Source organism: Peribacillus sp. P4_D6, assembly GCF_056401795.1.
On sequence record NZ_JBFUIQ010000046.1, the window covers coordinates 1 to 22,543 of the forward strand.

A 22,543-nucleotide genomic window follows, 5' to 3' on the forward strand; every position below is an offset into this window, starting at 1 on the left:
TTTCACTCTGGTTCATTCTTGTTGTTACCATCTATCATACATCACTTTAGGGCAGCTACAAAAATATAAGGGTCCTGCGATTATTGATGATGAAGAAAAGGATTTTTAGATAGCTCAAAATTGTTTGAAGTGGAGCGGATTGGATATTATGATAGGGAAAAGCGGCTGTGAAAGTGAGGTTGGAATAATGGGTTTCAAAAATAAAACGGTGATTGTAACAGGTGCTTCGAATGGGATAGGGAGAGGCGTGGCAAAGGGATATGCAGAAAGCGGCGCTTCAGTCGTTCTCGCAGATTTGGACGAGCGGGAAGGGCTTCTGTGTGTGGAAGAGCTCAAAAATAAGGGTCATGAAGCCATGTTCGTTAAAACGGATGTACGCAAGGAAGCCGACATTCAACAATTGATGGATGTAACTCTAAAAACATATAAGACCATTGATATATTAATCAATAATGCAGGAAAGGCATTATTCAAATCGCTTTATGATCTGACGATAGAGGAATGGGACGATATGATGAATACGAATTTGCGCAGTGTTTTCCTTTGTTCCCGGGCCGCGGCAGAATCGATGCGGAAAAATGAAATGGGAGGTGCGATCATCAATATAGCATCAACCAGAGCGATGATGTCTGAGCCTGATTCGGAATCCTATGCAGCAACCAAAGGAGGGATCAAAGCACTGACACATGCACTTGCCGCTTCTTTGGGCAAAGAGAAAATTACGGTCAATTCGATTTCACCGGGGTGGATTGAAACGGGAGATTATGAATCGCTGAGGGATGAAGATCACCTGCAGCATTTTTCCAATCGGGTTGGCAAACCGGACGATATTGCAAGGGCCTGTCTTTATTTGACGGCAACGGAAAATAATTTCGTTACGGGTGAGGATCTTATCGTCGATGGAGGCATGACAAGAAAAATGATGTACGAGGAGTAACTCATTTTTTTCGGTAGAGATATTGCAGTTCAGTCCCGAGCTCACGGTTAAGCAGCTGTTCCATTTCTTCAAGCTCTTTTATGCCGATAGGGGCATCGGCAGCTGTCCAGTGAACGGTATAAACAAAATAGTAATCTCTTATTTTTCGGAAAATAACAGGCGAATTCGGGAATTGATCAAAAATTGCCCTGATATTATAGCGTCTCATGTAGGACCACTTAACAAGCTGCATGTAGCTACCCATCCTTTTCAAAAGAGATCAATGACTGCCAGGATGGCAGCCATTGGTCCGGTTCTTATTTATCGTTGAATAAATTGAATAAGCCTCTAGCTACGCTGCCTTCTTCGGATGATCCTCCATTTTGCGGCGCTGCAGCAAATACACGGCTGGCAAGCCGGCTGAATGGCAAAGATTGCACCCAGACTGTTCCGGGTCCTTTTAATGTTGCAAAGAATAAACCTTCGCCGCCGAACAAAGCGGTTTTCACACCCTTTACAGTTTCAATATTATAATCTACCCCGCTAGTCATTGCCACTAAACATCCTGTATCGACGCGTAAAATCTCCCCTGCTGCCAATTCCTTTTTATGGATCGTGCCACCGGCATGAACGAAGGTCATTCCATCTCCTTCTAGTTTTTGCATGATGAAGCCTTCACCGCCAAAGAAGCCTGCCCCTATTTTTCTCTGAAACTCAATTCCGACCGAAACGCCTTTTGCGGCCGCCAGGAATGCGTCTTTTTGACATATGATTTTCCCGCCCAGCTCGCTTAAATCCATCGGGATGATTTTACCTGGATATGGCGATGCGAATGAAACGTGTTTTTTATCTCGTCCTTCATTCGTAAAAGCCGTCATGAAAAGACTCTCACCAGTAAGTAGCCGTTTCCCGGCCCCGAATAGCTTACCCATCATTCCGCTGTCACCATTTGAAGACCCATCACCAAAGATGGTTTCCATCTTGATTTGATCTTCCATCATCATTAAGCTTCCAGCCTCGGCAATCACCGTTTCCTGAGGGTCCAATTCCACTTCAACAAACTGCATGTCATCTCCATATACCTTAAAATCTATTTCATGATTATTCAATTTCCATTCCTCCTATCCGCTTATTTTCATTGTAAAAGATAAACTCTTAACCTGCCAATATTATTCAGTTTTCTGCTGTAGTTTATATATTTTTTGTTTTCACGGGTATATCTAGTAAAATGTAGAAAGAAAAAACAGCATGACACTTAAGCTGAAATGAACCTTTTCTTAAGTGCAGGAGGAGACAGCCGTGGAGACTTACATACTATCATTGGACCAGGGAACGACAAGTTCCCGGGCCATTTTATTTAATAAAAGCGGGAAAGTTTTGCATATTGCCCAAAAGGAATTCACCCAGCACTTCCCGAATCCAGGATGGGTGGAGCATAACGCCAATGAAATTTGGGGCTCCATCTTATCGGTAATCGCTTCCTGTCTATCGGAAATGAATGTAAGGCCTGAACAGATCGCTGGTATTGGCATAACGAATCAACGGGAGACGACCGTGGTATGGGACAAGGAAACAGGTCAGCCGATTCATCATGCCATCGTCTGGCAATCCCGGCAGACAAGCGAAATTTGTACGCAATTGAAGGATGAGGGCCTCGATGACTTATTCTTGAAGAAAACCGGATTGTTGATTGATGCATATTTTTCCGGTACAAAGGTGAAATGGATTCTCGACCATGTAGATGGGGCACGGGAAAAGGCTGAAAACGGAGACTTATTGTTTGGTACGATCGATACGTGGCTGATATGGAAACTTTCGGGTGGTAAATCACATGTAACCGACTATTCGAATGCTTCAAGGACGCTGATGTATAACATTCATGACCTGAAGTGGGATGAAGAGCTGCTGGAAATCCTGCAAGTGCCGCAATCGATGCTCCCTGACGTTCGTTCTTCATCGGAGATATACGGGAAAACAGCGCCACACCATTTCTTTGGGCATGAAATCCCGATTGCCGGAGCAGCGGGAGATCAACAGGCCGCATTGTTCGGGCAAGAATGCTTTGAAAAAGGAATGGCTAAGAATACGTATGGCACCGGATGCTTCATGCTGATGAACACAGGAGAAAAGGCAGTGAAATCAGAGCATGGCCTGTTGACCACGATTGCATGGGGGCTGAATGGAAAAGTCGAATATGCCTTGGAAGGAAGTATTTTTGTCGCAGGTTCGGCCATACAATGGTTAAGGGATGGACTGAAACTCTTACATGATCCGAAAGACAGTGAAAAGTATGCTTTGCGGGTCACTTCAGCCGATGGTGTCTATGTAGTTCCCGCATTTGTAGGATTAGGCACCCCTTATTGGGATAGTGATGTCAGGGGAGCTGTATTCGGGCTGACAAGGGGGACATCGAAGGAGCATTTCGTCCGGGCAACATTGGAAGCATTGGCCTACCAGACAAAAGATGTCCTTAGCGCCATGGAGATTGATTCAGGGATTAACCTAAAGGCATTAAGGGTCGATGGCGGGGTTGTCAAAAACAACTTCTTGATGGAATACCAAAGCTGCCTCCTGAATGTACCAGTCGAAAGACCCGTTATTAGTGAAACGACAGCGTTAGGAGCGGCGTATTTGGCTGGGCTCGCTGTCGGATATTGGGAAAGTCAGGAAGAGATTTCAAAGCTATGGGCGGTCGATAAGAAATTCGAACCCGAGATGGAAGAACAGGAACGGAAGGATTTATATAATGGCTGGAAAAAGGCAGTTCAGGCGGCAAGGGTTTTTAAATAGAGTAAGTAAGGGTATTGATAGGGAGAGATGAATACAGAACGTACAAACTTAAAAAAGGGGTGGTATTATGTTAGTTAAGGATTTCATGATAAGGGAAGTCTTTGTAGCCCGTCCTGATTTTACATTAAAGGAAATTCTGCGGATCTTGATCGAAAATAAAGTGGGCGGGGTCCCCGTTGTGGATGAACAGGATAAGCTATTGGGAATGGTGACGGACGGGGATATCCTTCGTTACTTGACACCTGCAGAGGAAGCCATCATGGGGTATTTCACCTACATTACGGTTCTTCCCGGTGAAGAGTTGGATGAAAAGGTTACATCCAAAATGAATGATAAAGTCTCACAAATCATTAAAAATAAAAGGATTACAAAGCTATCTCCCGAAGATCCGCTAGAAGAATTGATAAAGGTCCTTTCCAAGCATCATTTCAAGAAAATCCCCGTCGTGGACAAAAATGATAAAGTCGTCGGCATTATCAGCAGGGGAGATGCCCTTAGGGCCCTTTATAAGGAATTCGTTCAAAAGCTGGAATGAATGGGCATCATAAAAAGGCCTGCTCGATTACGAGCAGGCCTTTTTTGTATTCATCATTGAGTGCTTTCTACTGCTTTATCTGCATCAGATTCACCTTTTGCTCTTTTTTCCTTCAATTTAAAGTAGGCGTCCATTACGTCCCGCCCGATCCGTTTGTTAATATCATCAGAGGGCTTGCCTTGATACACCCATGGCACGACGACAGAAAATGCCACTTCCGGATTATTGTGGGGTGCATAACCTACAAGCGTCAAATTGATAGTCGGGACTGGCGCGCTATATTGATTCCTCCGCGGTCCGTCATAAAAGGCCTCGGCAGTACCCGTTTTTGCTGCCGCACGGTAAGACTTCCCGCCAAAATATTTATATGCCGTCCCGCCTGGCTCCTGTGCGACCTGCCTGAATCCTTCCTGGACACGCTGCATCCAAACGTCTTTTCCGCCTAAGTCGTTTAACACTTTAGGACTCATCGTTTTAAAGACGCTGCCCAATTCATTGTGTTCGTTGGATGGATTCCTGATTTCCCTGACCATATGGGGCTCAAGCCTTTTTCCGCCATTTGCAATCGTCGATACATACTGTGCCAATTGCATAGGGGTATATGTATCATACTGGCCAATCGATAAATCCAGCAGCAATCCGTCTGTTGACATATCGACTCCTTTAAACCCTACGGATTCATTTGGCAGGTCGATGCCTGTACGGACACCCAATCCGAATTGGGCATAATGATTCCGCATGATTGAATAAGCTTCCCGGTTGATTCCTAACGGCCGGTGAGGGATATAATGACCGCCGGCAATTTTGATTGCCGTCATGAACATATAGACATTCGACGATTTCTTTAACGCAGAGACATCGGTTACATAGCCCAAATCACTATAAGATCCTTTGGGATTAGCCCCTGCTAAAAGGAGTTTTCTGTCAAAGAAAGCTGACCCTGGTGCGATGGCTCCTGTCTGAAAGCCTGTATAGACAGTGGCTCCTTTAACAGATGATCCCATCGTATACGAGGTCGTAATGTTTCCAAGGGCAAAATCGTTCATTTCGGTCAACCCGGTTTTACTGTTGCGGCCGTATTGCCTGCCTGCCATCGTGAGCACCTCGCCTGTATTTGGGTCCATTAAAACGACGAAGGCACGATCCAATAAGTAGGTATTTCCCTTAGCCTTGGTTTTGCGCAATTCGTTCTCGAGGATTTTTTCAACCTGCTGTTGCAGCTCCATATCAATTGTAAGGACCAAGTCTTTTCCGCTTTGCCCTTCAGTGAGGGTATTCGTTTTGATGACTTCCCCTTTGCTCAGCACATTTTCAATCCGCGTCTTTTGACCGCGCAGGACATCTTCATATTGTTTTTCGATATAACTTTTTCCGACCCGGTCATTCCTGGTATAGTCGCGTGCCAGGTAATAGTCGATATTTTCACTGGGAATGCCTTCTTCGGAAGAAGAGACCTTGCCAAGAACCGAGCGGAGGGTCTCGTCATACTTATAGGTCCTTTCCCAATCTGTCGTTACATCCACACCTGGCATTTCATCCAAATGTTCGCTGACCCTGGCGAATTCCTTAGTGGTGACATCTTTATTCTTCACGATCGAAGGTGCGAGGGCATAGCCGCTATTGAATTCCCGGAAGATGGCGATCACTTCCAATTCATCTTTGGAGAATTCCTTGATATTCTCATCGGTTACCCGCTCCATTTGAAGTTTATATAAATCTTTTTGCTCCAGTTTCTTTTCGATGACTTTCTTCTTCTCGGCCTTGGTGATCAAGGCTTCGGCTTCTTTCGGATGCTTTAAAATCCAAAAATCCTTTTTATCCGGCAGGGTTACCTTTTTGGTATCTTTTTCTATCAAGGTGGCAAGGATTTCCGCCGTCTTCACCATATCTGCCGTTTTCGTATTCGGGTATTTCGTATAGGTAATGGCATTACGTGGCTCATTATCAACTACCGGATTCAAGTTGCGGTCATACATCTTGCCACGGGGAACGGGGGTATTGGCCACATCGTTTTCCGTTCGGTCGACTTCGCGGAGGTAATCATCTCCATACACGATTTGGACGATGCCAAGCCGGATTATTAAGCTTGAAAATAAAATGAATATTAAAAAGAACATAAAGTTCAGTCGGAAAGGAATTGGGGTTTTTTTCTTTTTTTCTTTGGCCATCATTAACATTCCTTTCTAGTAAAAGTAAAAAATAAGAAAATTCCTATCTCTAATGATATATAAAATTAACTTATTTTTCTATGCTTTATCCGTAAATTTATCTATATTTCCAAAAGAATGTTCTGGAGTTATATAATCCCTAGTAATCTTATAATTGGGAAAATTGATATAATAGATAAATAGAGGAAGAAGCGGTACGGCGGCAATCATTAGTAGGGATGCGTGGTTGGGGGGCTCCATAAAAAAAGGGGAACATAAACCAAGGTACTTGGAAAGAACTCTTTTACATGAACGATTAATGACTATAACCCTAATTCACTACAGAGACTTAAGTACCATGATTTTATTTTGCTTCATGTTTCCTAACGGGAGTTTGAGTCGTGACAGTGATAATCCCATTGAAGTATCCGCATAGCTCAAGCCATTTTTCAGGGTAAATATAGTTGAAACGTTCAATGGTTTCCAGGGAGTGAAGCACAAGGCAATCGATTTGCCCCGTTTTTTTACTTTGTAAATTGGATAGCAGCTCATGCGGGATGGTGTAATAAGGGTGGATTTGATACGGATTGAGTATGACCGGGGAAATATTATTCTCTTCCATATACTTGTCCGTCACGATCTTTTGGATTGCAAAGCTTTCCTCCGTATGTAAATCCCCGATTTTGTAATTTGGATTCAATAGTACAATGCCCCTCATTTGATTCACCCATTCTTTTTGCTAACCATTCTTGCCAAATGGGGGATGGGATATTCAAAGTAAGAGGCATCATGCTAGAAAATGGCTTTCATTCCGTTAAGGGTTTTGAGCTGCTTGACATTTTCGAGCACCTCGTTGGTCAGGTCCACCTTTTTAATGATTGGTAAACTTCGTAAATCTTCCATGAAGCTTTCATTCGTGAACCAATCAAAGGAATGGGGAGGAAAGAATGGTTGATCTTTCCATGCATCATGAAGCGTGGGGCTGTAGATTTTATCATCTTTTGACGTGGATCCATCAGAGGTATATATGCTTGCCCAATAATCCTCTCTGGAACCCGTGTGGGGAATCTCTTTTGTAAAATGGCCAACTCCGCGAAAAACCACCGGATGCTGAAAAAGAAGCCCATATAATAATTTCCCCGTTTCAATGCGCTGTTTCGGGTCGGCAAAGCGTTCGACGGTAAGTCCTGTCAAGGAATGGAGTCCTTTTTGCTTGTTTGCATAAGGAAAGATCACTTTCATGAAGCCTAAGTATTCCTGAAGCTGAAAATCAAGCCTGCGGAGGATTTCGCCATGACGGGTGCGTTTTAATATCCTTTCCTGAAGCATTCTTTGTTCATTAATGATAAGGGCCGTTGTCAAAAGGGGTGAATGGGGCTCTTCGATGAAAGATTCCCAAATCGGGGCCATGAATCTTGAAATGCGGAATACTGGTAAATACCTTCTTAGCGGAAGTTCTTTTTGTTTAGAATGTTCATATAAAAGAAGCTGGGGGAAGGCATCTGCAAATATGGCTGAATTGGCACGCTCAAGGAAAAGGAAAAATTTCTGCCGTTCCGCTCTGTCAAGTAGATGGGTCATGTTTGAACTTTTCAAGTCAGTCATATGGTATCCTCCATTCCTCGAAACCATATGTGCTAAAAAGGCCCAGTGAACCTCTGGATTGCGATTGTAAAAGGCAAGATAGGCTTGAGTTCTTGTGATATTGTTCCGGTTCAAGGCAGCCGTTTCGGTTCGAATGCTTTTTATCAGGGCGGCTTCCTCGGGGAAAAAAGCTTTTGACTCATCAACAGGCTGAAAGAGCTCTTTTTGTAAACGGGATTTTAGCGTGTCAAATCTTTCAGCATCGATGATTGGTTTTGTTTTGGCAGGGTGTTTACCCAACAGCTTTTGCAAATATTGGGAAAGCATACATTTCACCACGAATGTTTTTCGATCATTATATGCATAGCCATCAAGAAAGGGGCGTTGCATTTGCAACCCCCCAAGGTGATGTCATCTTTTTTTCTTCTTTTCCCGGTACAATAAAATATAATAAACTATCCAGAAAAGAAACACAGGAGTGAAGGATAAAAATCTATATTGGACCGGTACGGCAAATAAGATGAAAATGGCTGATAATAAAAAGGGAACCGCCAGGAGTATATATTTTCTCCATTGCATATGCTGAACCTCCTTAGGTTGCGTCATTCTTATTAGAATAAAGGATTATCCATCAATAATCTAGAAAAGTCACAATTGACAAAAATATGCAAACGTAGTAATCTTTAAAAATAAGTTAAAAATTACCATTAATCAATGGAAAAGGAGACGAATGTCATGACTAAATCAGTTAAGCACAGTGATGTCACAATTGAATATCATACGTCCGCCTGCCCTGATACCTTGTCTTTCCAGACATAGGATTCCTCGCTTCCATTCATGATTTTAAAGCGCAGGTTGTGGAATTTTCGCGGCCTGCGCTTTTATATGTGTTATTACGCATCTAAAAAAGCTTCCGCTAATCGGCGGGGGCTTTTTGGCATTTTGGATCCAGGTGCATTAGCACCCTTTCCATATAAAGGATAGGAGGAACTATAAATGAGACAAAAGACATTGGAAATCTTATTGCAGCCGGGAGATCCAGAAAGCGGTTAGCGAGCGAAGGGTTTGAACAAAAGGGAGGGGAATTCATGTTTGCGATTTTTAAAAAGCTGTCCTGGTTCTTTAAAGAACAGTGGCAGCGTTACACCTTGGCGATTCTATTTCTATGTCTAGTGAATATCTTGGAGGTTATCCCGCCAAAACTTGTCGGGAATGCCATCGATGATATGAACAATGGCAGCATGACGCAGGAAGGGGTCATGAAATACGTTATTTATTTGCTCATGGTACTGATCGGCAGTTACCTATTTGGTTACTTATGGAGTTATCTGTTATTCGGCGGCGGAAACTTGGTCGAACGGAAACTAAGGTCAGGGTTTATGGGCCATTTGCTGAAAATGACGCCAAGTTTTTATGAGAAAAACCGTACAGGAGATTTAATGGCAAGGGCAACCAATGATTTAAAGGCAATATCCCTCACAGCTGGTTTCGGGATATTGACCCTCGTAGACGCGGTGCTGTTCACCATTACGGTAGTGGCCATGATGGGAGCCACGATCAGCTGGCAGTTGACGATTGCGGCGGTGCTGCCGCTTCCGATCATGGCAGTGCTGATGCAAATTTACGTGAAGAAAATTTACAAACGTTTTACGGATGCACAAGCAGCCTTTGGCACTTTAAATGACAAGGTCCTGGAATCCATTTCCGGTGTCCGTGTTATCCGGGCCTATGTCCAGGAACGGGAAGATGAAAAGCGATTTGAGGAAATGACCGAGGATGTATATAGCAAAAACCTAGCCGTGGCAAGGATCGACGCCCTCTTTGATCCGACAATCAGCATTATCATCGGCATCAGCTATTTAATCGGGTTGGGCTATGGGGCTTATCTTGTGTTTCAACAGGCCATAACGCTTGGCGGGCTTGTTTCGTTCAATGTGTACCTAGGCATGTTAATCTGGCCGATGATCGCGGTGGGTGAACTGATCAATGTCATGCAAAGGGGAAATGCTTCGCTAGACCGTGTTCAGGATACCCTTTCGTATGAAGCGGATGTGAAGAATTCAATGGGGATGGAGAGTATTACGAACCCGGGGAATATCCAATTCAATTCCGTGCATTTTACATACCCGTCCTCAACGGTTGTGAATCTATCCGATATTTCCGTTCAGCTTGAGCGCGGTCAAACATTGGGGATAGTGGGGAAAACAGGCAGTGGAAAAACGACATTCGTGAAGCAATTGCTGCGGGAATATCCTTTAGGAACAGGTGAAATCGCTTTTGCAGGCATGCCGCTGGAGCAACTGCACCTTGAAGATATCCGTAAATGGATCGGATATGTTCCACAGGACCATTTTTTATTCTCGAAGACTGTTAGGGAAAATATCTTATTCGGTAAAATGGATGCAACGGAAGGTGAACTGGCTGAAGCCATCCGGCTTGCGGATTTTGAGAAGGATTTAATGATGCTGCCAAACCGATTAGAGACACTCGTCGGTGAGAAGGGTGTCGCTCTGTCCGGTGGGCAAAAGCAGAGGATCTCGATTGCCAGGGCATTGATCAAAAATCCGGAAATCCTTATATTGGATGATTCCTTATCCGCTGTCGATGCAAAAACGGAAACGACGATCATCGAAAATATCCAAAATGAACGGGCAGGGAAAACGACCATCATCACAACCCACCGCTTATCAGCCGTTAAGCACGCGGACAGGATTATCGTATTGGACAGCGGAAAGATCATCGAAGAGGGGACTCATGCGGATTTACTGCTGAATGATGGCTGGTATAGCGAGCAATATGAACGACAGCAGGTTGACGAAGGAACGGAGGTGAAGGCATGAAGGTCGTAAAGAAACTTTTTAATTATGCTGCCCTTTATAAAAAATTGATCATTGGCGCCCTGATCATGCTTGCTCTTTCGGTAGCGGCCGATTTAACGGGTCCTTTCGTTGCCAAGAAAATCATCGATTCACATATACTTGGCATCGAATCTTCCTGGCATGAAGCAGGTAAAGGAAAAGATGCAGTTAAGTATGATGGAAATTGGTATAAACGGGCTGATTACTTTTCAAAAGGTGAGAAGAAAGGCAGGGAAGTCCATGTTCTGCAGGTTGGCAATCAATTTGTCTTCGTAGATGAAGCTGTCCCTATCGATGGGCGCAGAACCTTGGAGAACCAATCATTGATCATCAGGAAAGACGGGAAAGAGCAACGTGCGCAAGCAGTGAAATTGACGAGTCAGGAAGTGATGGGATTTTATCAACCGGAAATCCCGCGGATCATTAAGCTTGTGGCTTTTTATTTTAGCCTTGTCATCCTTTCCTCCATTTTTCAATATGGCCAGAGTTTTTATTTACAGAAAGCGGCGAACCGAATCATACAGAAGATGCGAAATGATATTTTTAGGCATATTTCCCGTCTGCCGATACGTTATTTTGATAATATGCCAGCGGGTAAAATTGTAGCCAGGGTCACTAATGATACGGAAGCGATCCGGGAATTATATGTAACCGTGCTCGCCAACTTCTTCTCGAGTACCATTAATATTTTCGGCGTTCTAATTGCTTTATTTATTCTGGATCCAAGAGTCGGTACCATTGGCCTTCTACTTATTCCGATCATCGTTATCTGGACGATGGTATACCGTAAATTCGCCTCGAAATATAATCACATCATTCGGGAACGGGTCAGCGATATTAATGGAATGATTAATGAATCCATTTCTGGTATGAGCATCATTCAGGCATTTGGACGTGAAAAGGAGACGAAGCAATCTTTTGAAAATCTGAACCGGGAGCATTTTTCCTATCAAAATAAAATGCTCCATTTGAATTCGTTGACGGGTGGAAACTTGATTGGCGTCATTAAGCTTTTGGCGCTGATGGCCTTCGTCTGGTATTTCGGCGGGATTTCCCTTACAGCGGGTTCGGCCATTTCCTTAGGGATGATGTATGCAATTGTTGATTTGATCAGCCGCCTGCTACATCCGCTTCACGGAATCGTCAATCAGTTCGCTAATCTTGAACAGGCGCTTGTTGCAGGGGAGAGGACGTTCAGCTTATTGGATGAGAAGGGATTGGCAGTCAGCGATGAAAACATATCCAGATACAAAGGAAACGTACAATTCGAAAATGTTTCTTTTGGTTATAAGGATAAAGAATATGTGTTAAGGGACATTTCCTTCTCCGCTAAACAGGGGGAAACGGTTGCTTTAGTTGGCCACACTGGTTCAGGAAAAAGCTCCATAATGAATTTATTATTCCGCTTTTATGACAGCAGTGAAGGTCAGATCAAAATCGATGGCAGAAATATATTGGATATCCCCCATCAGACGCTTAGGGAGCATATGGGGATCGTCCTTCAGGACCCCTATTTATTTACTGGCACCATCGCCTCCAATATCAGTCTCAATCATAAAGGCATCACAAGGGAAATGGTTGAAAAAGCATTAAGAGATGTCGGGGGGGACAAAGTGCTGAAGCATCTTCCTTTAGGGCTTGACGAGCCCGTGATCGAAAAAGGCGGAACGCTGTCTTCCGGACAGCGTCAGCTAATCTCTTTTGCTCGTGCCCTTGCATTCAATCCGGCCATATTGATCTTGGATGAAGCGACAGCAAGCATCGACACCGAAACCGAGGCAATTATCCAGGAGGGTATGGAAGTGCTGAAAAAAGGGAGAACGACCTTCATCATTGCACATAGGCTTTCCACGATAAAAAATGCCGACCAAATTCTTGTACTGGAAAAAGGGCGGATTGCTGAGCAAGGTACACATGAGGAATTAATGGAACTGAAAGGGAAGTACTATCAAATGTATGAACTGCAGGCAGGTCCGCATAAAGGCATGGCTGGCTGAACACAATGGAATAAGGGTAGATCATCTAGATTAAACTATAATGAAGGTACCGACTTTTGGTACCTTCAAGCATAATGGTTGATAATAGTAATCATTACGTTTAAAATATACCTATACTGACGATGAGGTGATAATAGTGAAACAAGAAATTCATCCCGATTATCAACAAGTGGTATTCATGGATACCAACAGTGGGTATAAATTTTTGACAGGCTCCACTAAGACGTCCAATGAAACAATCGTTTGGGAAGACGGCCAAACATATCCTTTATTAAAAGTGGAAATCAGCTCGGATACGCACCCTTATTATACAGGAAAGCAGAAGTTTGCTGAAAAAGGCGGACGGGTGGATAGCTTCCTGGATAAATATAATATGAAGAAATGAGAGTTAGGCCATCGGGAAATCGATGGTCTTCTTTTATTGATGGAATAAAAAAGGTGCCCATAAAATATGAGGCACCCACTACTTTAATCATTTTGCAGCAATTGCTTCCCCTTTGGCAATATTGACGAGGGCAGCTTCGAAGTCCTTGATTAAATCATCCGGATTTTCCAGTCCGACAGAGAGGCGGAGCAAGCTATTCGTGATGCCTCGCTTTTCCCTTTCATCAGCAGGCATGGCCGCATGGGACATTTTGGCCGGGTAGGATAATATGGATTCTACCGCTCCCAGGCTTACGGCAAAAACAGGGAGCTCGACAGTGTTCACGAAGGAACGGAAGATTTCCTCACTTTCCAATTCAAATGAAAGGACCGCCCCTGCTCCGAGTGACTGGCCTTTCTGGATGGCGTGCTGTGGATGATCGGCTAGGCCGGGATAATACACTTTTTTCACCAAGGGCTGCTCCTTTAAGTAGGCTGCAATCTTTTCGGCCCCTTTTTGTGAATGTTCCATTCTAACTGACAAGGTTTTCAAGCCTCTCATTACGAGCCAGGCATCCTGAACAMCAAGGACCGCTCCAAAGGAGTTTTGAAGCGAACCGAGTCTTGCCGCCAATTCCGGATCTTTCACGACCGCAAGCCCAGCTACCACATCACTATGTCCTGATAAAAACTTCGTCGCGCTATGAAGGACAACATCAGCGCCCAGATTCAGCGGTTTTTGCAATGCGGGCGTCAAGAATGTATTATCAACAAAACTTAAGGCACCGGCTTTTTTTGCGATATCACATACAGCTTGAATATCGGTCACTTTAAGTAAAGGATTTGAAGGCGTTTCAATGTATATGGCCCTGGTATTTGGCTGAACCGCCGCTTTGACACTTTCAAGGTCCGTCATGTCAACGAAGGTATGCTCAATATTGAAACGGTTCAAAACGCTTGTGACCATCCTGAACGTTCCGCCATACACATCTTCGGAAATGACGATATGATCCCCAGCAGACAATAGCAGGAAGGCTGTTGAAATGGCAGCCATACCTGATGAAAAGGCAAAGCCGTGAGTGCCTTCCTCAAGTTCGGCAATGATGTCTTCAAGTGCCTCGCGGGTTGGGTTCCCGCTTCTGCTGTAGTCATATTTGCCGAATTGATCGATATCGGATTGATGGAAAGTCGATGCATGCTGGATGGGGACGCTCACACCGCCCGTTGCCGGATCGAATTTATGTTGATTATGAAGTAATTTTGTTTCAAAGCTAAAATCATGATCTGTCATCGTAGTGCCTCCCTTTTTACATGTGCGAATGCTTGCTGCAAGTCACCAATCAAATCTTCGCTATCCTCGATGCCAACGGAGAAGCGGAGCAGTCGATTACAAACACCGTTTGCCGTTCTGACCTCAAGCGGTATATCGGCATGTGTTTGTGTGGCAGGATAGGTGATGAAGCTTTCAACCCCTCCCAGGCTTTCTGCAAAGGAAATTAATGAGAGCGATTGTAAAAATGGGTTGACCGCCGCTTCATCAATGATGCGGAAAGAAATCATGCCGCCTCGGCCTGGATACAATACGTCCGTAACACAATCATGCTCCGATAAGTAATCTACAAGTATCTTGGCATTCTTTTCATGACGCTCCATCCGCAATGCCAGGGTTTTCATTCCGCGCATCAACAGCCATGAATCAAATGGGCTCAAGACAGCTCCAGTGCCATTATGATGGAAGGCAAGTGCATCACATAATTCAGCGCCGCTAGCAACGATCAGTCCGGCGAGCACATCATTATGACCACCGAGATACTTGGTTGCACTGTGGATCACAATATCAGCTCCAAGCAAGATGGGTTGTTGAATAAGAGGCGTGTAAAAAGTGTTATCAACGATTAGCAATAAATTATATCGTTTAGCCAATGCGGCAACGGCGCTAATATCCGTTTGCTGCATAAGAGGGTTAGTGGGAGTTTCGATGAAGATGGCTTTCGTGTGAGGAGTGATGGCTTTTTCGATATCCTCCAAACAACAAGTGTTTACATAGTCACACTGCAATCCCCATTTTTTAAAACCTTGTTCTAACAGCCGATATGTACCGCCATAAAGATCTTCACTGACAATCCACGCATCCCCGGATTTAAAAAGGGCGAGTATAGTGGAGATGGCGGCCATTCCTGAACTGCAGGCATAGCCTTGGTCTCCTTTTTCCAGATCGGCGATGGATCGCTCCAATAGCTGGCGGGTAGGGTTACCTGTCCTTGTGTAGTCGAATCCCGTCGATTGACCGATTCCTTCGTGGCGAAAAGCTGTTGAAAAGTATACCGGCGGATTGACTGTTCCTGTCGCCGTTTCACTGCGATTTCCTAATTGAGCAAGATATGTTTCAGGTTTATACATGGTTTTCACTGCTCCTTTGAGTTAAATAAAATAAAAAAAAGTCTTCTTTAAGAAGAAGACTTTGATTAAGTAGGGACGAGTCATTCTTCTTATCTTCCAAGTTCATAAACTTGTGGAATTAGCACCTTTTCATTGGTTTGAAACAAATGAAGGTTGCTGAGGTGTCATCGGGCCATTCCCTCTACCTCTCTCGATAAGAGTTTAGATTATTCAATTTCTTTTGAATTTACTATATATACAAAACACTGTCAAGGACATTTTGGGGGTGATGATGTGTTGGCGTTCATGGCCAGGTCAATTGAAGCCTAGCGGTGCCTACACTTTATGTGTCAAAAAAGAATATCCAAATTTTCATCTAAATATGAATGGCCTAGGATTTTTCAGAAATATGGAAAGGGTCAGCGGGATATTTTTGCTTTAAAATAATAAAGTTTGTACAATGTATGGAGAGAAAGAATAATCCGACATTATTCATTTCATATGCAAAAATTCTTCAATGAATAGTGCAAACTTAGGAGGAGAACACATGGAATACAGAATCGAACGTGATACGATGGGTGAAGTGAAAGTTCCTGCTGATAAATATTGGGGAGCACAAACTGAGAGAAGCCGTAACAATTTCAAAATCGGTAACGAAAAAATGCCGATTGAATTGGTTCGTGCATTTGCATACGTTAAACAAGCTGCTGCAAAGGTGAACTATGATCTTGGCGATCTTTCCGAAGTTAAAAAGAACGCCATCGTCAAGATTTGCGGCGAAATCCTTGAAGGTACGCTTGATGAACATTTCCCGCTTGTAGTTTGGCAAACGGGAAGCGGTACGCAAAGTAATATGAATGTGAATGAAGTGGTCGCTAACAAAGGGAATGAATGGTTAAAAGAAAATGGTGAATCGGAAATCCTTCACCCGAATGATGATGTTAACAAGGCACAAAGCTCAAATGATACTTTCCCGACTGCCATGCATATTGCAGCCTTTATGGAAGTCGCTGAAAAATTGGTTCCTGCCATCAAAGCACTTCGTGATACATTCGATACAAAAGAAAAAGAATTTTGGGATGTCGTGAAAATCGGCCGGACACATCTTCAAGATGCTACACCCTTAACATTAGGACAAGAAATTTCCGGTTGGAAAGCGATGCTCGATAAAGATTTGGCGATGATTGAGGAAAGCAGCCAAAAACTATTGAACCTTGCTCTAGGCGGAACGGCTGTAGGAACCGGAATCAATACAAAGAAAGAATTCCCGGGACTTTCTGCCAAACAAATTGCAGCGGATACAGGATATCCTTTTGTCACATCTGATAATAAGTTCCATGCATTGACTAGCCATAACGAAATCGTCTACGCACACGGTGCTTTGAAAGCATTGGCGGCAGATTTAATGAAAATTGCGAACGATGTCAGATGGCTTGCAAGTGGACCGAGAAGCGGAATCGGAGAAATTGCCATTCCGGAAAACGAGCCGGGCAGCTCCATCATGCCAGGTAAAGTCAATCCGACCCAAAGTGAAGCGCTTACCATGATTGCGACACAAATCGTGGGTAACGATGCTACAATTGGCTTTGCAGCAAGCCAAGGTAACTTTGAATTGAATGTATTCAAACCAGTCATCATCTATAACTTCCTGCAAACGGTCAAATTATTGACGGAAGGCATTCATTCCTTCAACGATAATTGTGCGGTTGGCATCACTGCAAATGAAGATAAGATCAAAGAAAATGTAGAGCGTTCCCTTATGCTGGTAACAGCATTGAACCCGCATATCGGTTATGAAAAAGCAGCCAAGATCGCCAAAACTGCCTTCAAGGACAACTCCACGTTAAAAGAAGCGGCATTGAAACTGGAGTTCCTGACGGAAGATGAATTCAAAGCATGGGTCGATCCTGCTAACATGGTTAATAAATAATTGGATGGAAGCACCCTCCCTCTAACATTAGGGAGGGTGTTTCCATGTGTTAAAATACTGGAATCGACAAATACTGAAATCATAAGTATCTGGAACAGGAGGAAAAACAATGTCTATATGCCCGCTTTGCAACGGTCTAAGAAAAATTCATGTGGATTGCCCGGAATGCGGCAGTGAACTTGAGGATAAAGGGAAATTCATGGATTATGCTGATGATTACAGTGCTTATATGGATATCGACATACTTAAAGAAAACGACGGATACCCTCAATCCCTTCAAAAAGGGCAATGCCCCCATCTCATGAAATGCCCTGAATGCGGACATGATGAAGTGGTATTGGTCCAGGAATGAATCGCCCTTTATTTTAATAAACGTAAAAAGACCCATAATGAATGGGTCTTTTCATGTTTAATTGGCAGATAACTTCATGCTTTCCTGCATCTGTTCATCTTCTTCAACTAAAATGCGATGTTCGGTCCCTTTATCAAAAAAGTGCGCTTTATTCATGTCGAGGGCAAGTTCGATCTTTTCGCCTGCCTGGATAATGTTATTGGCATCGACCCTTGCAACGAAGTCCTGCCCCTCTAAAGTGGAGTAGAGCATGATCTCCGCGCCCATGAGTTCGGCTACATCAATTTGGGTCGTGAATGTAGTGTTAGGGGACTCCGTGAAATAAGCTCCTTCATTATGGAAATCTTCCGGACGGATTCCAAGGATTACTTCTTTTCCGACATATCCTTGATCACGTAGCATTTTTATCTTAAATTCAGGTATTTCAAGCGTTTGTTCGCCTATTTTGATTGTGCCTTCTTTTAATGTTCCGGTAAAGAAGTTCATGGCAGGCGATCCGATAAAGCCGCCGACAAACACGTTTATTGGTTTCTCATAAACATCCTTTGGAGCACCGACCTGTTGGATGATACCATCTTTCATTACAACAAGACGTGTCGCCATGGTCATTGCCTCTGTTTGGTCATGTGTGACATATATCGTTGTGGTGTCGAGCCGTTTATGCAGTTTAGCTATTTCCGCGCGCATTTGTACCCGCAGTTTTGCGTCGAGATTGGATAATGGCTCATCCATCAAGAAAACTTTTGCGTCCCTTACAATTGCACGGCCAAGTGCAACACGCTGGCGCTGACCACCTGAAAGCGCTTTAGGTTTCCTGTTTAGCAGCTCTTCAAGTCCGAGAATCCTTGCCGCTTCATTTACTCTTTGCTTGATTTCAGCTTTTGGCGTTTTCCTGAGCTTTAATCCGAATGCCATATTGTCAAATACAGACATATGAGGATATAAGGCATAGTTCTGGAAAACCATCGCAATATCGCGATCTTTAGGGGGGACATCATTGACTCGCTTGCCGTCTATGTATAAATCCCCTTGGGAAATGTCTTCCAGTCCGGCAATCATCCTTAATGTCGTTGATTTCCCGCAACCTGAAGGTCCCACAAAAACGATGAATTCCTTATCGGCAACACGAAGGTTGAAGTCTTTAACAGCCGTCACCTTTTTATCATAAATCTTGAATATATGATCTAACACTAACTCTGCCATGAAAAATCCCCCTTTTAAACTCTTAGATTACTTGTACCAATTAGCTATAGTCTAAGCTATAGGTTTTGAAAAAAGTATGGGCATATTGCACAAAAAAGTGTTTACATTGGAAATTAATCATTCAGTAAAAGTATCAAGTATGCAGTAAGGGCATGACGGAAGTTTCTAATATCGAGACCAGTTTTTTCAGAGAATCTATCGATTCGGTATTGTAAGCTGTTCCGATGTATATAAAGCTGTTTGGCGGCATATGTGGCATTGGAGTTACATTCGATATACGTTTTAACCGTTTTGATAAGCTCAGTATCCTGCTTGGTCTTCCCAAGAATTTCATTGATAAACCAATTTGCATTCTTAAAGGATGGATCATTTATTAATGAGTATGGGATGATGTCTGCCAAATCAGTCACTTTTATATCCGGCAGATGCACCTGTGCCACTTCAAAACACTTTTTCTCCTGAGTCCAGTGATGGCGAAGGTCTTGATCTACAGGGTGAAATCGCCCGGTGAACATACGGGTCTTTACATAAAAGTCACTTTCAAGTGTGGAAGTAATGGCGATCAGTTCTTTATTTGATAATGGTTCATCCTTGTCCGGTTCAATTAAGACGCCTGCCGTTTCATTTTCCCAAATAATAGCTGCGTCAGATGGAACGAAAGCGAGGAAGGCCCCTTCAAAATCGGAGTTGGAAAAATCAGCATGTGTCAACTTGAAATGAAGGAATCGAACATTCTCCCAGCTCGTTAAAGGCAATGGTGCATTCGGTTCGGATAAAAAATTTTTCCATGATGAGCCTGGATGTGCATTGAGGTTATTTGGGTTTATGGAAGGAACAAAAAGCAGTTCCAATAAACGGATTTCTTCTGCTGTGATTTCTGAACGGGGAATACCAAGTATACTTCTGAAGTCTTCGAACCAAACATAATTAGAAATATCATCAGTATCCTTTTTATTGGTAAGAGCGTTCGGGAATTTTTGTTTAAGATTTTCAAGCATCGGTTCCACCTTCTTTCTCCCTTTCCATATCATTATAGCGAAAAAGAATAAAGTTCAAAAGATTAGGATATCTTTAGTTTTTCCGAGAAGGGAAAACCAAAGAAAAGTTGCAAGTATTATTAATTTCAAGAAAGGGTATTGCGTATGCTTTATGGAATATCGTTTAAGAGGAGGAGATCCATGAACATTTTAATATTGGGTGGTACACGGTTTTTAGGCCGATATATAGCAAAAGCTGCAATAGAGAAGGGGCATGATGTCACACTTTTTAATCGTGGAAATGACCCTTATGTTTTCCCCGAAATAGAACAGTTAAAAGGGGACCGCGACGGGGATCTTGAAATGCTGAAAGGAAGACAGTGGGATGCAGTAATTGATACATCAGGCTTTATCCCTCGAACTGTATCAAAATCTTGCAGGTTGCTTAATCAAGTTAAACATTATACATATATTTCAAGCATCTCGGTTTATAGTGATCCAACCGAACCAGGTATTGATGAAAATGGAGAGGTTCATGCACTAAATGATGATAAAGCAGAAGAAATAACCCGCGGAACGGCTGGACCGATATACGGTGAATATTATGGACCGTTAAAATCATTAAGCGAAAAAGCAGCTGAAAAAGAACTGCCGGGGAAAGTATTGTCAATTCGTGCCGGGCAAATAGTAGGTCCATATGATTACACTGACCGAATGCCGTACTGGCTTAAAAGAATAGCGGAAGGGGGAGAAGTTTTAGCGCCTGGACGTCCTGGACGTCCAATCCAAATTATCGATGCAAGGGACTTGGCTCAATGGATCATCCAAATGATGGAAAAAGGCGTGACAGGTACGTATAATGCCGTTGGGCCAGAATACACACTGACTATGGGGCAAATACTTGAAGGCTGCAAAAAGGTAACAAGAAGTAATGCTGCCTTTACATGGGTCTCTGAAAAATTTTTAAATGACAATAAAGTAGAGCCGTGGGGAGAAATGCCTTTATGGATACCGGAAGAATTCCCTTTACCAGGAGGTAAGGAACCTTTGAATGGGTTTTTGGCTGTCGACAACGATAAAGCAATCAATAATGGACTAACATTCCGTCCCCTATCAGAAACTCTCGAAGATATATGGAATTGGGAAAAGGGCCGTCCGGAATCCGCCGATAGAAAAGCAGGCATGCACAGACAACATGAAAGTGATCTTCTTGGATTATGGAAACAGACAATAGGTTGAGACCTTCTTTTATTATACTGAAGTATTAATGGCACATTATGTATGCTTGGTGGAAATGATGATTTTATACAATGAGGAATCAAAAAAAGCGATGGGGTCAAAACCCCATCGCTTTTTTAGGAAGGGCTTGCATGGTTTGTAAGTATTTCAAGGTTTTCCATGGCGGCTGCCACTTTTTCCTTGTTGATATCAGGGAAAAGAAGATGGATGTCTTCACCTTCTTTGACAGAGTGGGCTGCAATCTGTTGAAGTTCCGCCTTATGTTCAACAGTCAGGCCAATATCAAGCAATGTCATCGGCAATTTAAGCACCCGGTAGATGGGCAGCAATTGTTTGATTTCCGAGAATTTCCCTTCTAGCACAAGCTGGACTAAAATGCCATATGCCACTTTTTCCCCGTGAAGTAAATGATGCGCTTGGGTGATGGAAGTCATGCCGTTATTAATGGAGTGGGCACCGGCAACGCGCAAGTACTGGCCGCCAAACCCACCAACAAGACCACCTGTGATGATGTTCGTTTCAATTACACGCTGCAGCGCATCTGTCCATTTCCCTTTTTCCAAATCAGCTAAGGCTTCCTCGCCATATGTCAATAAAACTTCCTGGCATTGCCTTGCGGCCAGATGGGCCAATTCAATACAAACGGACTTGGTGGCAAGCTTTTCGGCCAGTGCATTGCCCTCGTACCATTTCGCCAATGTATCGCCGATTCCAGCACGTAAATAGTTAATTGGCGAATTAAGAAGAATTCCTGGTTCGATCAATAACATCCAAGTGCTTTTTTCATGAATATCATAACGGACATATGAACCATTATCATCATAAATGACACTCAACGGTGTCCAGGCAGCGCAGGTGGAAGCCAAGGTTGGAATGAGGATGATTTCCTTTTGAAGCGAGTTTCCGGCCGATTTGGCGAGGTCGAGCAACTTACCGCCGCCAATGCCAATTAAGGCATCTGCACCATGTTCAAGAGCTGCCTTCTTGACGCGTTCAATTTCCGGGTCACTGCATTCCCCTCCGTATGTGAAAAAGATCGTCTCAATATTTTCTAAGGAAGGAAAGAAGGGTTCAGTAACTTCCCAGGACTTTTGTCCATGAATAACGAGCACTTTACGAATATTCCCTCTACTCAGTTTCACTTCCAGGTTTTCAAGGACATTTGCTTTACAGGCGTAATAAGCGGGCCCGCTGCGGACCTCCAGTAAGGTATTCATATTTTCTCTCCTTAATGAAAGGCCTGTTCCCGGTAAAGGGGAAGCAGGCCTTGATT

General features: G+C 43.4%; 20 protein-coding genes and 1 riboswitch. Of the genes, 9 read left to right on the forward strand and 11 right to left on the reverse strand.

The features are described 5' to 3' along the window. Positions 1–187 precede the first annotated feature (187 nt). Positions 188–937, forward strand: coding sequence for an SDR family NAD(P)-dependent oxidoreductase (locus AC1DVB_RS14985; protein ID WP_477589807.1), 750 nt, complete (start codon positions 188–190; stop codon positions 935–937). Between the two features lies 1 nt (position 938). Here AC1DVB_RS14985 and AC1DVB_RS14990 read toward each other — a convergent pair whose 3' ends face one another. Both AC1DVB_RS14990 and AC1DVB_RS14995 read right to left on the reverse strand, forming a co-directional pair. After that, entirely contained in the window at positions 939–1,145 is a 207-nt protein-coding gene (locus tag AC1DVB_RS14990; protein ID WP_222620127.1) for a hypothetical protein, read from the reverse strand. An 88-nt stretch (positions 1,146–1,233) separates the two neighbouring features. Next, positions 1,234–2,025, reverse strand: a complete 792-nt coding sequence (locus tag AC1DVB_RS14995; protein ID WP_057275762.1) for a TIGR00266 family protein — start codon at positions 2,023–2,025, stop codon at positions 1,234–1,236. A gap of 190 nt (positions 2,026–2,215) precedes the next feature. Here AC1DVB_RS14995 and glpK point away from each other — a divergent pair, with 190 nt between their 5' ends. Together glpK and AC1DVB_RS15005 are read left to right on the forward strand one after the other, a co-directional pair. Continuing rightward, the gene (gene glpK / locus AC1DVB_RS15000; protein WP_477589790.1) at positions 2,216–3,706 is read left to right on the forward strand and encodes a glycerol kinase GlpK; all 1,491 of its coding nucleotides are present in this window, start codon (positions 2,216–2,218) and stop codon (positions 3,704–3,706) included. Positions 3,707–3,773: 67 nt separating this feature from the next. Further along, positions 3,774–4,241 (forward strand): CBS domain-containing protein, encoded by a 468-nt coding sequence (locus AC1DVB_RS15005; RefSeq protein ID WP_057275764.1) that lies wholly within the window; start codon positions 3,774–3,776, stop codon positions 4,239–4,241. Between the two features lie 53 nt (positions 4,242–4,294). Here AC1DVB_RS15005 and AC1DVB_RS15010 read toward each other — a convergent pair whose 3' ends face one another. From AC1DVB_RS15010 to AC1DVB_RS15025, 4 genes are all read right to left on the reverse strand, one after another. Then, a complete protein-coding gene (locus tag AC1DVB_RS15010; protein WP_082609202.1) occupies positions 4,295–6,409 on the reverse strand; it encodes a peptidoglycan D,D-transpeptidase FtsI family protein in 2,115 nt (704 codons plus the stop codon). A gap of 343 nt (positions 6,410–6,752) precedes the next feature. Next, complete coding sequence (locus AC1DVB_RS15015; protein ID WP_057275766.1) at positions 6,753–7,106, reverse strand: hypothetical protein; 354 nt, start codon at positions 7,104–7,106, stop codon at positions 6,753–6,755. Positions 7,107–7,180: 74 nt separating this feature from the next. Further along, on the reverse strand, positions 7,181–8,362 hold the full coding sequence (locus tag AC1DVB_RS15020; protein ID WP_057275767.1) for a DUF2515 family protein: 1,182 nt from the start codon (positions 8,360–8,362) through the stop codon (positions 7,181–7,183). A 21-nt stretch (positions 8,363–8,383) separates the two neighbouring features. Then, entirely contained in the window at positions 8,384–8,551 is a 168-nt protein-coding gene (locus AC1DVB_RS15025; protein ID WP_156404298.1) for a hypothetical protein, read from the reverse strand. Positions 8,552–9,060: 509 nt separating this feature from the next. Here AC1DVB_RS15025 and AC1DVB_RS15030 point away from each other — a divergent pair. From AC1DVB_RS15030 to AC1DVB_RS15040, 3 genes are all read left to right on the forward strand, one after another. Further along, positions 9,061–10,812, forward strand: coding sequence for an ABC transporter ATP-binding protein (locus AC1DVB_RS15030; RefSeq protein ID WP_477589793.1), 1,752 nt, complete (start codon positions 9,061–9,063; stop codon positions 10,810–10,812). After that, on the forward strand, positions 10,809–12,827 hold the full coding sequence (locus AC1DVB_RS15035) for an ABC transporter ATP-binding protein (protein WP_430024408.1): 2,019 nt from the start codon (positions 10,809–10,811) through the stop codon (positions 12,825–12,827). The genes AC1DVB_RS15030 and AC1DVB_RS15035 overlap by 4 nt, the downstream gene beginning before the upstream one ends. Positions 12,828–12,963: 136 nt before the next feature. After that, entirely contained in the window at positions 12,964–13,212 is a 249-nt protein-coding gene (locus tag AC1DVB_RS15040; RefSeq protein WP_477589795.1) for a type B 50S ribosomal protein L31, read from the forward strand. 87 nt (positions 13,213–13,299) lie between these two features. Here AC1DVB_RS15040 and metC read toward each other — a convergent pair whose 3' ends face one another. Both metC and AC1DVB_RS15050 read right to left on the reverse strand, forming a co-directional pair. Further along, a complete protein-coding gene (gene metC / locus AC1DVB_RS15045; RefSeq protein ID WP_477589797.1) occupies positions 13,300–14,481 on the reverse strand; it encodes a cystathionine beta-lyase in 1,182 nt (393 codons plus the stop codon). Continuing rightward, complete coding sequence (locus AC1DVB_RS15050) at positions 14,478–15,590, reverse strand: methionine biosynthesis PLP-dependent protein (RefSeq protein WP_477589799.1); 1,113 nt, start codon at positions 15,588–15,590, stop codon at positions 14,478–14,480. Before AC1DVB_RS15050 ends, metC begins: the two co-directional genes overlap by 4 nt. An 86-nt stretch (positions 15,591–15,676) precedes the next feature. Then, positions 15,677–15,790, reverse strand: a riboswitch (SAM riboswitch). A 326-nt stretch (positions 15,791–16,116) separates the two neighbouring features. Between AC1DVB_RS15050 and fumC the strand changes: the two genes are divergently transcribed. After that, entirely contained in the window at positions 16,117–17,499 is a 1,383-nt protein-coding gene (gene fumC / locus AC1DVB_RS15055; RefSeq protein WP_048687419.1) for a class II fumarate hydratase, read from the forward strand. A 109-nt stretch (positions 17,500–17,608) separates the two neighbouring features. Then, entirely contained in the window at positions 17,609–17,851 is a 243-nt protein-coding gene (locus AC1DVB_RS15060) for a hypothetical protein (RefSeq protein WP_034314767.1), read from the forward strand. Positions 17,852–17,908: 57 nt separating this feature from the next. Here the strand turns inward: AC1DVB_RS15060 and AC1DVB_RS15065 are convergent, their stop codons facing one another. Together AC1DVB_RS15065 and AC1DVB_RS15070 are read right to left on the reverse strand one after the other, a co-directional pair. Further along, positions 17,909–19,054 carry an ABC transporter ATP-binding protein gene (locus tag AC1DVB_RS15065; protein ID WP_057275771.1) on the reverse strand — a complete coding sequence of 382 codons (1,146 nt, stop codon included), beginning with the start codon at positions 19,052–19,054 and terminating at the stop codon, positions 17,909–17,911. 113 nt (positions 19,055–19,167) lie between these two features. Next, complete coding sequence (locus AC1DVB_RS15070; protein WP_057275772.1) at positions 19,168–20,052, reverse strand: PucR family transcriptional regulator; 885 nt, start codon at positions 20,050–20,052, stop codon at positions 19,168–19,170. Between the two features lie 180 nt (positions 20,053–20,232). Between AC1DVB_RS15070 and AC1DVB_RS15075 the strand changes: the two genes are divergently transcribed. Beyond that, positions 20,233–21,270, forward strand: a complete 1,038-nt coding sequence (locus AC1DVB_RS15075) for an NAD-dependent epimerase/dehydratase family protein (protein ID WP_057275773.1) — start codon at positions 20,233–20,235, stop codon at positions 21,268–21,270. Between the two features lie 116 nt (positions 21,271–21,386). On the opposite strand, the gene AC1DVB_RS15080 is transcribed toward AC1DVB_RS15075, so the two are convergent. Next, positions 21,387–22,487, reverse strand: coding sequence for an iron-containing alcohol dehydrogenase family protein (locus AC1DVB_RS15080; protein ID WP_057275774.1), 1,101 nt, complete (start codon positions 22,485–22,487; stop codon positions 21,387–21,389). Positions 22,488–22,543 lie beyond the last annotated feature (56 nt).

Excerpts from the sequence above, each read along its gene's own strand:
- AC1DVB_RS15005 (WP_057275764.1), top strand. The coding sequence starts at position 3,774 with ATGTTAGTTAAGGATTTCATGATAAGGGAAGTCTTTGTAGCCCGTCCT.
- AC1DVB_RS15080 (WP_057275774.1), bottom strand. The coding sequence starts at position 22,487 with ATGAATACCTTACTGGAGGTCCGCAGCGGGCCCGCTTATTACGCCTGT.
- AC1DVB_RS15070 (WP_057275772.1), bottom strand. The coding sequence starts at position 20,052 with ATGCTTGAAAATCTTAAACAAAAATTCCCGAACGCTCTTACCAATAAA.
- AC1DVB_RS15035 (WP_430024408.1), top strand. The coding sequence starts at position 10,809 with ATGAAGGTCGTAAAGAAACTTTTTAATTATGCTGCCCTTTATAAAAAA.
- AC1DVB_RS15010 (WP_082609202.1), bottom strand. The coding sequence starts at position 6,409 with ATGGCCAAAGAAAAAAAGAAAAAAACCCCAATTCCTTTCCGACTGAAC.
- fumC (WP_048687419.1), top strand. The coding sequence starts at position 16,117 with ATGGAATACAGAATCGAACGTGATACGATGGGTGAAGTGAAAGTTCCT.
- AC1DVB_RS15025 (WP_156404298.1), bottom strand. The coding sequence starts at position 8,551 with ATGCAATGGAGAAAATATATACTCCTGGCGGTTCCCTTTTTATTATCA.
- AC1DVB_RS15020 (WP_057275767.1), bottom strand. The coding sequence starts at position 8,362 with ATGCAACGCCCCTTTCTTGATGGCTATGCATATAATGATCGAAAAACA.
- AC1DVB_RS15015 (WP_057275766.1), bottom strand. The coding sequence starts at position 7,106 with ATGAGGGGCATTGTACTATTGAATCCAAATTACAAAATCGGGGATTTA.
- AC1DVB_RS15050 (WP_477589799.1), bottom strand. The coding sequence starts at position 15,590 with ATGTATAAACCTGAAACATATCTTGCTCAATTAGGAAATCGCAGTGAA.
- AC1DVB_RS14985 (WP_477589807.1), top strand. The coding sequence starts at position 188 with ATGGGTTTCAAAAATAAAACGGTGATTGTAACAGGTGCTTCGAATGGG.
- AC1DVB_RS15065 (WP_057275771.1), bottom strand. The coding sequence starts at position 19,054 with ATGGCAGAGTTAGTGTTAGATCATATATTCAAGATTTATGATAAAAAG.
- AC1DVB_RS15030 (WP_477589793.1), top strand. The coding sequence starts at position 9,061 with ATGTTTGCGATTTTTAAAAAGCTGTCCTGGTTCTTTAAAGAACAGTGG.
- AC1DVB_RS14990 (WP_222620127.1), bottom strand. The coding sequence starts at position 1,145 with ATGAGACGCTATAATATCAGGGCAATTTTTGATCAATTCCCGAATTCG.
- AC1DVB_RS15075 (WP_057275773.1), top strand. The coding sequence starts at position 20,233 with ATGAACATTTTAATATTGGGTGGTACACGGTTTTTAGGCCGATATATA.
- AC1DVB_RS15060 (WP_034314767.1), top strand. The coding sequence starts at position 17,609 with ATGTCTATATGCCCGCTTTGCAACGGTCTAAGAAAAATTCATGTGGAT.